The organism is Streptomyces sp. NPDC048659 (assembly GCF_040650575.1).
Classification (GTDB): Bacteria; Actinomycetota; Actinomycetes; order Streptomycetales; family Streptomycetaceae; genus Streptomyces.
Window position 1 is genome coordinate 273,984 of sequence record NZ_JBEZHM010000002.1, and the last position, 12,291, is coordinate 286,274.

Genomic DNA, 12,291 nt, shown 5'->3' on the forward strand with positions numbered 1-12,291 from the left:
GCATGAAGATCAAGAAGGGCGACCTGGTCCAGGTCATCACCGGTAAGGACAAGGGCAAGCAGGGCAAGGTCATCACGGCCTTCCCTACGGAGAACCGTGTCCTGGTCGAGGGTGTCAACCGGGTCAAGAAGCACACCAAGGCCGGTCCCTCGCAGGCCGGCGGCATCGTGACGACCGAGGCTCCGGTCCACGTCTCCAACGTCCAGCTGGTCGTGGAGAAGGACGGCAAGAAGGTCGTCACGCGTGTCGGTTACCGCTTCGACGACGAGGGCAACAAGATCCGCGTTGCCAAGCGGACGGGTGAGGACATCTGATGGCTACCACCACTCCGCGTCTCAAGACGAAGTACCGCGAGGAGATCGCGGGCAAGCTGCGTGACGAGTTCAAGTACGAGAACGTCATGCAGATCCCCGGCCTCGTGAAGATCGTGGTCAACATGGGTGTCGGCGACGCCGCCCGTGACTCGAAGCTCATGGACGGTGCCGTCCGTGACCTGACCACCATCACCGGTCAGAAGCCGGCCATCACCAAGGCCCGCAAGTCCATCGCGCAGTTCAAGCTGCGTGAGGGTCAGCCGATCGGTGCGCACGTCACCCTCCGTGGCGACCGCATGTGGGAGTTCCTGGACCGCACCCTGTCGCTCGCGCTGCCGCGCATCCGCGACTTCCGCGGCCTGTCCCCCAAGCAGTTCGACGGCCGTGGCAACTACACCTTCGGTCTCACGGAGCAGGTCATGTTCCACGAGATCGACCAGGACAAGATCGACCGTACCCGGGGTATGGACATCACCGTGGTGACCACGGCGACCAACGACGACGAGGGCCGCGCGCTTCTCCGTCACCTCGGCTTCCCGTTCAAGGAGGCGTAAGCGAGATGGCGAAGAAGGCTCTCATCGCGAAGGCTGCCCGCAAGCCCAAGTTCGGCGTGCGGGGTTACACCCGCTGCCAGCGCTGCGGTCGCCCCCACTCCGTGTACCGCAAGTTCGGCCTGTGCCGCGTGTGCCTTCGTGAGATGGCTCACCGTGGCGAGCTGCCGGGCGTGACCAAGAGCTCCTGGTAATTCCCCTTCGCCCTTTGGGCGTTGGTGAATGACCGGAGTCTCTCGGTAAGCACTGGGTTGGCGGAGGCCCACCCCCGTATGGCTTAGGCTAGTGGGGTTGGGCGTCCGCCGCCCGTACGACTTACTACGCCGTAGGTCCACCGCACCGCACCCGCCCCGTCTCGGATCGGGGAGAGGGATGGTGCACCAGGAAACCCCGGCGAGAGAGGCCGAAGGCCAATTCATGACCATGACTGATCCGATCGCAGACATGCTCACGCGTCTGCGTAACGCGAACTCGGCATACCACGACACCGTGACGATGCCGCACAGCAAGATCAAGTCTCACATCGCGGAAATCCTCCAGCAGGAGGGCTTCATCACGGGCTGGAAGGTCGAGGACGCCGAGGTCGGCAAGAACCTCGTCCTCGAGCTCAAGTTCGGTCCGAACCGTGAGCGCTCCATCGCGGGCATCAAGCGGATCTCGAAGCCCGGCCTCCGGGTTTACGCGAAGTCCACCAACCTGCCGAAGGTTCTCGGCGGCCTGGGCGTGGCGATCATCTCCACGTCCCACGGTCTCCTGACCGGCCAGCAGGCAGGCAAGAAGGGCGTAGGTGGGGAAGTCCTCGCCTACGTCTGGTAGTCGGGAACGGAGGAAAAGCTATGTCTCGCATTGGCAAGCTCCCCATCCCGGTTCCCGCCGGCGTGGACGTCACCATCGAGGGCCGCACGGTCACGGTGAAGGGTTCCAAGGGCACCCTCACCCACACCGTTGCCTCCCCGATCGAGATCGTTAAGGGCGAGGACGGCGTTCTCAACGTCACCCGTCCGAACGACGAGCGTCAGAACAAGGCCCTCCACGGCCTGTCCCGCACGCTGGTGGCCAACATGATCACCGGTGTGACCCAGGGATACGTCAAGGCGCTCGAGATCAGCGGTGTCGGTTACCGCGTGGCCGCGAAGGGCTCCGGTCTGGAGTTCCAGCTCGGCTACAGCCACCCGATCCTGGTCGAGGCGCCCGAGGGCATCTCGTTCAAGGTCGAGTCCCCGACCAAGTTCGCTGTCGAGGGCATCGACAAGCAGAAGGTCGGCGAGGTCGCCGCCAACATCCGCAAGCTGCGTAAGCCCGACCCGTACAAGGCCAAGGGTGTCAAGTACGCGGGCGAGGTCATCCGCCGCAAGGTCGGAAAGGCTGGTAAGTAAGCCATGGCATACGGTGTCAAGATCGCCAAGGGCGACGCTTACAAGCGCGCTGCCAAGGCGCGCCGTCACCTGCGCATCCGCAAGCACGTGTCGGGTACGGCGGAGCGTCCGCGCCTCGTCGTGACGCGTTCGAACCGCGGCATCACCGCTCAGGTCATCGACGACCTCAAGGGTCACACCCTGGCGTCGGCGTCGAACCTGGACGCGTCGATCCGCGGTGGCGAGGGTGACAAGTCCGCGCAGGCCAAGCAGGTCGGTGCCCTGGTCGCTGAGCGCGCCAAGGCCGCCGGTGTCGAGGCCGTCGTGTTCGACCGTGGTGGCAACAGGTACGCCGGGCGCATTGCCGCTCTGGCTGACGCCGCCCGCGAAGCCGGGCTGAAGTTCTAAGCCCCGGTTCCGGGACTAACGGACGTAACAGAGAGAGGTAATCCAATGGCTGGACCCCAGCGCCGCGGAAGCGGTGCCGGTGGCGGCGAGCGGCGGGACCGGAAGGGCCGCGACGGTGGCGCTGCCGCCGAGAAGACCGCGTACGTTGAGCGCGTTGTCGCGATCAACCGCGTCGCCAAGGTTGTCAAGGGTGGTCGCCGCTTCAGCTTCACCGCGCTGGTCGTGGTGGGCGACGGTGACGGCACGGTAGGTGTCGGTTACGGCAAGGCCAAGGAAGTTCCCGCGGCCATCGCCAAGGGTGTCGAGGAAGCCAAGAAGAACTTCTTCAAGGTTCCGCGCATCCAGGGCACCATCCCTCACCCGATCCAGGGCGAGAAGGCCGCGGGCGTCGTCCTGCTCAAGCCTGCTTCCCCCGGTACCGGTGTGATCGCCGGTGGCCCCGTGCGCGCCGTGCTCGAGTGCGCCGGCGTCCACGACATCCTGTCGAAGTCGCTCGGCTCCGACAACGCGATCAACATCGTGCACGCGACCGTGGCGGCCCTCAAGGGCCTGCAGCGTCCCGAGGAGATCGCGGCTCGCCGTGGTCTGCCCCTCGAGGACGTCGCCCCCGCGGCTCTGCTTCGTGCGCGTGCGGGAGCGGGTGCGTAATGGCTCGCCTCAAGATCACGCAGACGAAGTCGTACATCGGCAGCAAGCAGAACCACCGCGACACCCTTCGTTCGCTCGGGCTCAAGCGCCTGAACGACGTGGTCGTCAAGGAGGACCGCCCCGAGTTCCGCGGCATGGTGCACACCGTCCGCCACCTCGTGACGGTTGAGGAGGTCGACTGATCATGGCGGAGAACAACCCGCTCAAGATCCACAACCTCCGTCCCGCCCCGGGCGCCAAGACCGCCAAGACCCGTGTGGGTCGTGGTGAGGCGTCGAAGGGTAAGACGGCCGGTCGTGGTACCAAGGGCACCAAGGCCCGTTACCAGGTTCCGGAGCGCTTCGAGGGTGGGCAGATGCCCCTCCACATGCGCCTCCCGAAGCTCAAGGGCTTCAAGAACCCGTTCCGCACCGAGTACCAGGTCGTGAACCTGGACAAGCTGGCCGCGCTCTACCCGCAGGGTGGCGAGGTCACGGTGGCCGATCTGGTCGCCAAGGGTGCGGTTCGTAAGAACCAGCTCGTCAAGGTGCTCGGCACCGGCGAGGTCTCCGTGGCGCTGCAGGTGACGGTCGACGCCGTCTCCGGCTCCGCCAAGGAGAAGATCGCCGCCGCCGGCGGCACCGTCACCGAGCTCGTCTGAGACGACTCGATGGCCTGAACATCCGACCGGGGATGCCTCTCAAAAGGGGCATCCCCGGTTGGTCGTTCCTAGGGGGCCATAGTCGCCGGTAAGGTGGCGTCCACTGTCCTTAGAGTGCGTGCGGTATGCCCGCAGGTTCTCCGGACGGCTTCATATTCGTCGAACCTCAAGACCGTCACCTCTGACGCACTGCGCGGGGGTCGCAGGAGGCACCGTGCTCACCGCGTTCGCCCGGGCGTTCAAGACGCCCGACCTGCGCAAGAAGCTGCTCTTCACGCTGGGCATCATCGTGCTGTACCGCCTCGGGGCCCACATCCCCGTGCCGGGTGTCAGCTACGAGGCCGTGCAGCAGTGTGTGGACCAGGCGAGCCAGGGCAACAACAGCCTGTTCGGCTTGGTCAACATGTTCAGTGGCGGGGCGCTGCTGCAGATCACCATCTTCGCGCTCGGCATCATGCCGTACATCACGGCGAGCATCATCCTGCAGCTGCTGACCGTCGTCATCCCGCGCCTGGAAGCCCTGAAGAAGGAGGGGCAGTCGGGCACCGCCAAGATCACGCAGTACACGCGTTACCTGACGGTCGCCCTCGCCGTCCTCCAGGGCACCGGCCTCGTCGCCACGGCCCGGACCGGTGCGCTCTTCAGCGGCTGCACCGTCGCCAACCAGGTCGTCCCGGACCAGTCGATCTTCACCACCGCCACCATGGTCATCACGATGACCGCCGGCACCTGTGTGGTCATGTGGCTCGGTGAGCTCATCACCGACCGCGGCATCGGCAACGGCATGTCCATCCTGATGTTCATCTCGATCGCCGCCGGTTTCCCGGGTGCCCTGTGGGCCATCAAGGAGAGCGGCAACCTGGCGGGGGGCTGGATCGAGTTCGGCACCGTCATCCTGATCGGCTTCGTGATGGTGGCCCTCGTCGTCTTCGTCGAGCAGGCCCAGCGCCGCATCCCGGTGCAGTACGCGAAGCGCATGATCGGCCGCAGGTCCTACGGCGGTACGTCCACGTACATCCCGCTCAAGGTGAACCAGGCGGGTGTGATTCCCGTCATCTTCGCCTCGTCGCTGCTCTACATCCCGGCGCTGGTCGCGCAGTTCTCGAACTCGACCGCCGGGTGGAAGACCTGGATCGAAGCCCACTTCGTCAAGGGTGACCACCCCTACTACATCGCCGCGTACTTCCTCCTGATCGTGTTCTTCGCCTTCTTCTACGTGGCGATCTCGTTCAACCCCGAGGAAGTTGCCGACAACATGAAGAAGTATGGTGGCTTCATCCCGGGTATCCGGGCTGGTCGCCCTACTGCCGAGTACCTGAGCTACGTGCTCAACCGGATCACTTGGCCGGGCTCGCTGTACCTGGGTCTGATCGCTCTTGTGCCGACGATGGCGTTGGCAGGCTTCGGCGGCGCGAATGCCAACTTCCCGTTCGGCGGGACGAGCATCCTCATCATCGTGGGTGTGGGTCTTGAGACCGTGAAGCAGATCGAGAGCCAGCTCCAGCAGCGCAATTACGAAGGGTTCCTCCGCTGATGCGAATCGTCCTCGTCGGACCGCCCGGGGCCGGCAAGGGAACGCAGGCCGCGTTCCTTGCCAAGAACCTGGACATCCCGCACATCTCCACGGGTGACCTGTTCCGTGCGAACATCTCGCAGGGCACGCCGCTGGGGGTCGAGGCGCAGTCGTACATGAAGGCCGGGCAGCTCGTGCCGGACTCCGTGACGATCGGGATGGCCAAGGACCGCATGGAGCAGGCGGACGCCGCCAACGGTTTCCTGCTCGACGGTTTCCCGCGCAACGTGGCCCAGGCCGAGGCCCTGGACGAGATCCTCAAGGCGGATCACGTCCAGCTCGACGCGGTCCTGGACCTGGAGGTCCCCGAGGACGAGGTCGTGAAGCGGATCGCGGGTCGCCGCATCTGCCGCAACGACTCCTCGCACGTGTTCCACGTGACGTACCACGCGCCGAAGGCCGAGGGTGTCTGCGACACCTGCGGCGGCGAGCTCTACCAGCGTGAGGACGACACGGAGGAGACGGTCCGCAAGCGCCTGTCGGTCTACCACACGGAGACCGAGCCGATCATCGACTACTACCGGGCGCAGAACCTGGTCGTGACGATCTCGGCGCTGGGCAAGGTGGACGACGTCACCGCCCGCGCGATGGACGCGCTGAAGAAGTAACCCACGCACGGTCCGATACGGCCGCGATGCCCGCAGGGGCGCCGCGGCCGTATCGTTGTTCTGTCCCCCCGTAACCGCGCAGTACCCGCAAGGAAGGCCCCCGTCACGATGGTGCAGATCAAGACCCCCGAGCAGATCGCGAAGATGCGCGAGGCGGGGCTGGTCGTCGCGGCCATCCACGCGGCCACCCGCGAGGCGGGGGTGCCGGGCGCGACGACGCGGGACCTGGACGAGGTCGCCCGCAAGGTGATCGCCGACCACGGCGCGAAGTCGAACTTCCTGGGGTACGGGGGCTTCCCCGCGACGATCTGCACCTCGGTGAACGAGGTCGTCGTCCACGGCATCCCGGACGAGAAGACGGTCCTGAAGGACGGCGACATCATCTCGATCGACGCCGGCGCGATCGTCGACGGCTGGCACGGGGACGCGGCGTACACCGCCTTCGTGGGCACCGGGCACGCGCCCGAGCTGGTCGAGCTCTCCCGGGTGACCGAGGAGTCGATGTGGGCCGGCATCGCGGCCATGAAGCTCGGCAACCGGCTGGTGGACATCTCGAAGGCGATCGAGACGTACATCAAGCGCCAGCCGCGTCCGGGTGTGGGCGACCACAGCCTGGGCCGCTACGGGATCATCGAGGACTACGGCGGCCACGGCATCGGCACCGAGATGCACATGGACCCGCATCTGCTGAACTACGTCTCCCGCAAGCGCGGCAAGGGCCCGAAGCTGGTGCCCGGCCTGTGCCTGGCGATCGAGCCGATGGTCTCCCTGGGCACCCCGGCGACCGAGGTCCTCTCGGACGACTGGACGGTCATCACGACCGACGGCACCTGGTCCTCCCACTGGGAGCACTCGGTCGCCCTCACCGAGGCGGGCCCGCTGGTCCTGACGGCGGTCGACGGGGGCAAGGCGAAGCTGGCGGAGCTGGGTGTGGTGGCGGCGCCGGATCCGTTGGCGTAATGATCTTCTGCTTGGGGCAGACTTCCCGGATTCGTCTTTTGGAAGGCCCTGACGTAGACTGATGCGTCGGCTCTCGTGTACCCGTGTGTCCGCACCCGGTGCGAGAGTCGATCAAGGTAGCCGATTCGAAGGGCGAAGCGTGGCCAAGAAGCAAGGTGCCATCGAAATCGAGGGCACCGTGATCGAGTCCCTGCCGAACGCCATGTTCAAGGTGGAGCTCCAGAACGGTCACAAGGTCCTCGCGCACATCTCCGGCAAGATGCGGATGCACTACATCCGAATCCTTCCGGACGACCGGGTCGTCGTGGAGCTGTCTCCGTACGACCTGACGCGTGGCCGGATCGTCTACCGGTACAAGTAGATCTTGCCCGCACCCCGCCCTCGGCGTGGGTGAAGGCACTGACCCGGAGAACCTCACATCCCATGAAGGTCAAGCCGAGCGTCAAGAAGATCTGCGACAAGTGCAAGGTGATCCGCCGTCACGGCCGGGTCATGGTCATCTGCGACAACCTGCGCCACAAGCAGCGCCAGGGCTGACGCACGCCGACCGACCTGCATTTCGCAGTTCTTCGCGCGACGCATAGCAATACGTACATACGCAGAGCCCGTCCGACCGTGTCCCACGGTTGACGGCACCTCCGGCGGGGGCCGGGGACCCGACCTGTACCTCATACGGCAGCCGGGAACGGTTCTGCAGCAGACCCCCGAGAACACAGGAGCCATTGAATGGCACGCGTTTCCGGTGTTGACATCCCGCGCGAAAAGCGTGTGGTGGTCGCACTCACCTACGTCTTCGGCATCGGGCGTACCCGGTCCGAGGAGATTCTCGCCGCGACCGGCGTGAACCCGTCCACCCGTGTCCGCGACCTTGCCGAGGAAGACCTCGTCAAGATCCGCGAGTACGTGGACGCCAACCTCCAGACCGAGGGTGACCTCCGTCGCGAGATCGCCGCCGACATCCGCCGCAAGGTCGAGATCGGCTGCTACCAGGGCCTCCGCCACCGTCGTGGCCTGCCCGTCCGCGGCCAGCGCACCAGCACGAACGCTCGTACCCGCAAGGGCCCGCGTCGCGCCATCGCCGGCAAGAAGAAGCCGGGCAAGAAGTAGTCCTCAGCGGACGCTTGACCAAGCGGTCTTCGCTGTAGGACCGACCACCTCCCGTAGGAGTAAGAGATGCCCCCCAAGGGTCGTCAGGGCGCTGCCAAGAAGGTGCGCCGCAAGGAAAAGAAGAACGTCGCTCACGGCCACGCGCACATCAAGAGCACGTTCAACAACACGATCGTCTCGATCACGGACCCCTCGGGCAACGTGATCTCCTGGGCCTCCGCCGGCCACGTCGGCTTCAAGGGCTCGCGCAAGTCCACCCCCTTCGCCGCGCAGATGGCCGCCGAGTCGGCCGCCCGCCGCGCGCAGGAGCACGGCATGCGCAAGGTCGACGTCTTCGTCAAGGGTCCCGGCTCCGGCCGTGAGACCGCGATCCGCTCCCTCCAGGCCACCGGCCTCGAGGTCGGCTCGATCCAGGACGTCACCCCCACCCCGCACAACGGCTGCCGCCCGCCCAAGCGCCGCCGCGTCTGACCCCGTCTGACGTAGCGACGCCTGTGCGTCTTTGAGTGTCCGGGCGGTACGACCCCGTATGGGGACGTGCCGCCCGTACCCTTGGCTGTACCTCGCTGTATCTGTCGGGCGTCAAATAGTGGGCGTCCACAAACGAAGGAAACGAAGACATGCTTATCGCTCAGCGTCCTTCGCTGACCGAAGAGGTCGTCGACGAGTTCCGCTCCCGGTTCGTCATCGAGCCGCTGGAGCCGGGCTTCGGCTACACCCTCGGCAACTCCCTCCGCCGCACCCTCCTCTCCTCGATCCCCGGCGCCGCTGTCACCAGCATCCGGATCGACGGGGTCCTGCACGAGTTCACCACCGTGCCGGGTGTCAAGGAGGATGTCACCGACCTCATCCTGAACATCAAGCAGCTGGTCGTCTCCTCGGAGCACGACGAGCCGGTCGTGATGTACCTGCGCAAGCAGGGTCCGGGCCTGGTCACCGCCGCCGACATCGCGCCCCCGGCCGGTGTCGAGGTGCACAACCCCGACCTCGTCCTCGCCACGCTCAACGGCAAGGGCAAGCTGGAGATGGAGCTGACCGTCGAGCGCGGTCGCGGCTACGTCTCCGCCGTGCAGAACAAGCAGGTCGGCCAGGAGATCGGCCGCATCCCGGTCGACTCCATCTACAGCCCCGTGCTGAAGGTCACCTACAAGGTCGAGGCGACCCGAGTCGAGCAGCGCACCGACTTCGACAAGCTCATCGTCGACGTCGAGACCAAGCAGGCCATGCGCCCGCGCGACGCCATGGCGTCCGCCGGCAAGACCCTGGTCGAGCTGTTCGGTCTGGCCCGCGAGCTCAACATCGACGCCGAGGGCATCGACATGGGCCCGTCCCCCACGGACGCCGCCCTGGCCGCCGACCTGGCGCTGCCGATCGAGGAGCTGGAGCTCACCGTTCGGTCGTACAACTGCCTCAAGCGCGAGGGCATCCACTCCGTGGGTGAGCTCGTGGCGCGTTCCGAGGCCGACCTGCTCGACATCCGCAACTTCGGTGCGAAGTCGATCGACGAGGTCAAGGCGAAGCTGGCCGGCATGGGCCTGGCCCTCAAGGACAGCCCGCCCGGGTTCGACCCGACCGCCGCCGCCGACGCCTTCGGCGCCGACGACGACGCGGACGCCGGTTTCGTCGAGACCGAGCAGTACTGAGCACACTTTCCGGAGGCGCCCCCGACCGGGGCGCCGCCCGGATCTCCGACAGGCGACCGCCTGCTCGGATACTGACCCCGGTACCTCACACGGCCGGGGCAGACACCTAGGAGAAACACCATGCCGCGTCCCGCGAAGGGTGCCCGCCTCGGCGGTTCCGCCGCTCACGAGAAGCTGCTCCTCGCCAACCTGGCGAAGTCGCTGTTCGAGCACGGCCGCATCACGACGACCGAGGCCAAGGCCCGTCGTCTGCGTCCCGTCGCCGAGCGCCTCATCACCAAGGCGAAGAAGGGCGACATCCACAACCGTCGCCTGGTGCTGCAGACGATCACCGACAAGGGCATCGTCCACACCCTCTTCACCGAGATCGCGCCGCGCTACTCGGAGCGTCCGGGTGGTTACACCCGTATCACCAAGATCGGCAACCGCCGTGGTGACAACGCGCCGATGGCCGTGATCGAGCTGGTCGAGGGCGAGATCGCCAAGAAGGCGACCGTCGCCGAGGCCGAGGCCGCCACCGTGCGCGCCGTCAAGGAGGCCGACGAGGCCGCCGCGGTCGACACCAAGAAGGACGAGCAGGACGCCTGAGCGTTCTGAACGGTCTTCGTGCGCGGGCCCGCACCCCTCGGGGTGCGGGCCCGTTCCGTATGTTCAGGCTTTGAGAGGATGGGTCGCGTGAGCGACGACGTGCAGCCCGGTTTCGTACGGGTACGGCTGGACCTTTCGTACGACGGCAGGGACTTCTCCGGCTGGGCCAAGCAGGCCGAGGGGCAGCGCACCGTGCAGGGCGACATCGAGGACGCCCTGAAGACGGTCACCCGCTCCAAGGAGACCTTCGAGCTGACCGTCGCCGGGCGGACCGACTCCGGGGTGCACGCGCGCGGCCAGGTCGCCCATGTCGACCTGCCCGTCGAGCTGTGGGCCGAGCACCGGGACAAGCTGCTGCGGCGGCTCGCCGGGCGGCTCGCGCACGACGTGCGGGTGTGGCGGGTGGCGGAGGCCCCCGAGGGCTTCAACGCGCGCTTCTCGGCGGTCTGGCGCCGCTACGCCTACCGCGTCACCGACAACCCCGGCGGCGTCGACCCGCTGCTGCGCGGGCACGTGCTGTGGCACGACTGGGCGCTCGACATGGACGCCATGAACGAGGCCGCCGCCGCGCTGGTCGGCGAGCACGACTTCGCCGCGTACTGCAAGCGGCGCGAGGGCGCGACGACCATCCGCACCCTCCAGGAGCTGCGCTGGGAGCGGCGGCCCGACGGGGTCATGGAGGCCACCGTCAAGGCCGACGCCTTCTGCCACAACATGGTCCGCTCGCTGGTCGGCGCGCTGCTCTTCGTCGGCGACGGGCACCGGCCGGTCGAGTGGCCCGGCAAGGTGCTCGCCGCCGGTGTCCGGGACTCGGCCGTGCACGTCGTACGGCCGCACGGCCTCACCCTGGAAGAGGTCGGCTACCCGGCAGACGACCAGCTCGCCGCGCGGAGCCGGGAGGCGCGCAACAAGCGCTCACTCCCCGGGAGCGCCGGCTGCTGCTGACGCCTGGGCCCGGCCGCGGGCGTAGATCTGGTTGAAGGCGAAGGTGCCCAGGTCGTCGGCGGTCTGGAAGACGGCCTTGTCGCCGGTGGTGACCTTCCTGCCGTCGGCGAAGCCGGTCTGGGTGAGGTAGACGTACCGGCCGATGGAGTTGGTGCGGCGCAGGCAGACCGTCGCGTGGCAGAAGTCGCCGACGCCGGCGCCGGCCAGCGGGGCGATGCCGCCGGCCGCCTGCTTCTTCGCCTTGAGGGCCTGGTCGTCGGTGGGGAAGACGGCGACGCCGACGGTGACGGCGACGCCGTCCTTCACGTACGTGGCGCGGAGCACGCGGGTGCAGCCGTTGCTCTTGAGGACCGGGCCGAGCCCGCCCTGGGTGACGGCGGCGCAGTCCGTCGTGGCGGAGGTGGCGCCCTTCTGGTACGGGCGTCCGCTCATGGTCAGCTTCTTGCCGGGGAAGAGGCCCTCGGCGCTCAGCGGCGCCTTGTCCTTCTTCGCGTCGGAGAGGAAGTCCATCGGGTTCGGCGGGGGCAGCGGGGCGACCGAGGAGAAGGTCGGCGCCGGGCCGGCGGAGTCGCCGGGGGCGGCGGAGCCGGTCGGGGTGACCGGCCGGTTCGTGGCGTCGTCGTTCTTCTTGTTGGTCAGGACCACGGAGGTGGCGACGACCGCGCCGACGGCGAGCGCGGCGACGACGCCGCCGCCTATCAGCAGGCCGCGCCTGCGCTTGTTACGGGCGGCGGAGGCGTCGGCGAGGGCGCCCCAGTCCGGGGTGTGGCCCTGCTGGGCGCCGGGGAAGGGATTCGGCTGCTGCGGCTGCTGGTAGGGCTGCTGGTGTGGCGGCAGTGGCTGCTGTGGCTGCCACGGCTGTGGTGGCTGCTGCGGCGGCTGTCCGTACGGCTGCGGCTGTTCCGGGCCCTGCTGCGGCCACTGTGGTCCCCCAAAGCTCATGCCGCGCAT

Annotated in this window: 20 protein-coding genes; 19 read left to right on the forward strand and 1 reads right to left on the reverse strand. The window is 67.3% G+C overall.

Annotated features, from left to right (window positions below; translation table 11 throughout):
* Positions 1–2 precede the first annotated feature (2 nt).
* The 19 genes from rplX to truA all read left to right on the forward strand — a co-directional run bounded on the left by rplX (position 3) and on the right by truA (position 11,340).
* On the forward strand, positions 3–314 hold the full coding sequence (rplX, locus tag AB0C99_RS02950) for a 50S ribosomal protein L24 (RefSeq protein ID WP_329423212.1): 312 nt from the start codon (positions 3–5) through the stop codon (positions 312–314).
* Positions 311–868, forward strand: coding sequence for a 50S ribosomal protein L5 (gene rplE / locus AB0C99_RS02955; RefSeq protein ID WP_362468653.1), 558 nt, complete (start codon positions 311–313; stop codon positions 866–868). Before rplX ends, rplE begins: the two co-directional genes overlap by 4 nt.
* A 5-nt stretch (positions 869–873) precedes the next feature.
* A complete protein-coding gene (locus AB0C99_RS02960) occupies positions 874–1,059 on the forward strand; it encodes a type Z 30S ribosomal protein S14 (protein ID WP_003948630.1) in 186 nt (61 codons plus the stop codon).
* 223 nt (positions 1,060–1,282) lie between these two features.
* Positions 1,283–1,681, forward strand: coding sequence for a 30S ribosomal protein S8 (gene rpsH, locus AB0C99_RS02965; protein ID WP_030209003.1), 399 nt, complete (start codon positions 1,283–1,285; stop codon positions 1,679–1,681).
* A 20-nt stretch (positions 1,682–1,701) separates the two neighbouring features.
* Positions 1,702–2,241: a 50S ribosomal protein L6 gene (gene rplF / locus AB0C99_RS02970; RefSeq protein ID WP_362468559.1), complete on the forward strand. Its 540-nt coding sequence runs from the start codon at positions 1,702–1,704 to the stop codon at positions 2,239–2,241.
* A gap of 3 nt (positions 2,242–2,244) precedes the next feature.
* Positions 2,245–2,628 carry a 50S ribosomal protein L18 gene (gene rplR / locus AB0C99_RS02975; RefSeq protein ID WP_046908252.1) on the forward strand — a complete coding sequence of 128 codons (384 nt, stop codon included), beginning with the start codon at positions 2,245–2,247 and terminating at the stop codon, positions 2,626–2,628.
* A 45-nt stretch (positions 2,629–2,673) separates the two neighbouring features.
* Positions 2,674–3,276 carry a 30S ribosomal protein S5 gene (rpsE, locus tag AB0C99_RS02980; protein ID WP_017239585.1) on the forward strand — a complete coding sequence of 201 codons (603 nt, stop codon included), beginning with the start codon at positions 2,674–2,676 and terminating at the stop codon, positions 3,274–3,276.
* A complete protein-coding gene (gene rpmD / locus AB0C99_RS02985) occupies positions 3,276–3,458 on the forward strand; it encodes a 50S ribosomal protein L30 (protein ID WP_005313525.1) in 183 nt (60 codons plus the stop codon). The genes rpsE and rpmD overlap by 1 nt, the downstream gene beginning before the upstream one ends.
* A 2-nt stretch (positions 3,459–3,460) precedes the next feature.
* Positions 3,461–3,916, forward strand: coding sequence for a 50S ribosomal protein L15 (gene rplO / locus AB0C99_RS02990; RefSeq protein ID WP_030494264.1), 456 nt, complete (start codon positions 3,461–3,463; stop codon positions 3,914–3,916).
* 214 nt (positions 3,917–4,130) lie between these two features.
* On the forward strand, positions 4,131–5,450 hold the full coding sequence (gene secY, locus AB0C99_RS02995) for a preprotein translocase subunit SecY (protein WP_362468562.1): 1,320 nt from the start codon (positions 4,131–4,133) through the stop codon (positions 5,448–5,450).
* Positions 5,450–6,097, forward strand: a complete 648-nt coding sequence (locus AB0C99_RS03000) for an adenylate kinase (protein ID WP_362468564.1) — start codon at positions 5,450–5,452, stop codon at positions 6,095–6,097. The genes secY and AB0C99_RS03000 overlap by 1 nt, the downstream gene beginning before the upstream one ends.
* Before the next feature lie 108 nt (positions 6,098–6,205).
* Positions 6,206–7,057 carry a type I methionyl aminopeptidase gene (gene map / locus AB0C99_RS03005; protein ID WP_362468566.1) on the forward strand — a complete coding sequence of 284 codons (852 nt, stop codon included), beginning with the start codon at positions 6,206–6,208 and terminating at the stop codon, positions 7,055–7,057.
* A gap of 139 nt (positions 7,058–7,196) precedes the next feature.
* On the forward strand, positions 7,197–7,418 hold the full coding sequence (gene infA / locus AB0C99_RS03010; RefSeq protein WP_003956442.1) for a translation initiation factor IF-1: 222 nt from the start codon (positions 7,197–7,199) through the stop codon (positions 7,416–7,418).
* Between the two features lie 62 nt (positions 7,419–7,480).
* On the forward strand, positions 7,481–7,594 hold the full coding sequence (rpmJ, locus tag AB0C99_RS03015) for a 50S ribosomal protein L36 (protein WP_003956441.1): 114 nt from the start codon (positions 7,481–7,483) through the stop codon (positions 7,592–7,594).
* 189 nt (positions 7,595–7,783) lie between these two features.
* On the forward strand, positions 7,784–8,164 hold the full coding sequence (rpsM, locus tag AB0C99_RS03020; protein ID WP_015035595.1) for a 30S ribosomal protein S13: 381 nt from the start codon (positions 7,784–7,786) through the stop codon (positions 8,162–8,164).
* Positions 8,165–8,230: 66 nt separating this feature from the next.
* Complete coding sequence (gene rpsK, locus AB0C99_RS03025) at positions 8,231–8,635, forward strand: 30S ribosomal protein S11 (protein WP_003956432.1); 405 nt, start codon at positions 8,231–8,233, stop codon at positions 8,633–8,635.
* 149 nt (positions 8,636–8,784) lie between these two features.
* Positions 8,785–9,807 (forward strand): DNA-directed RNA polymerase subunit alpha, encoded by a 1,023-nt coding sequence (locus tag AB0C99_RS03030; RefSeq protein ID WP_003966937.1) that lies wholly within the window; start codon positions 8,785–8,787, stop codon positions 9,805–9,807.
* A 120-nt stretch (positions 9,808–9,927) separates the two neighbouring features.
* A complete protein-coding gene (gene rplQ, locus AB0C99_RS03035) occupies positions 9,928–10,395 on the forward strand; it encodes a 50S ribosomal protein L17 (protein ID WP_362468567.1) in 468 nt (155 codons plus the stop codon).
* A gap of 87 nt (positions 10,396–10,482) precedes the next feature.
* Positions 10,483–11,340, forward strand: a complete 858-nt coding sequence (gene truA / locus AB0C99_RS03040) for a tRNA pseudouridine(38-40) synthase TruA (protein ID WP_362468569.1) — start codon at positions 10,483–10,485, stop codon at positions 11,338–11,340.
* Here the strand turns inward: truA and AB0C99_RS03045 are convergent.
* A complete protein-coding gene (locus tag AB0C99_RS03045; RefSeq protein WP_362468571.1) occupies positions 11,311–12,282 on the reverse strand; it encodes a hypothetical protein in 972 nt (323 codons plus the stop codon). The two genes, truA and AB0C99_RS03045, sit on opposite strands and share 30 nt — an antisense overlap.
* Positions 12,283–12,291: the final 9 nt, after the last annotated feature.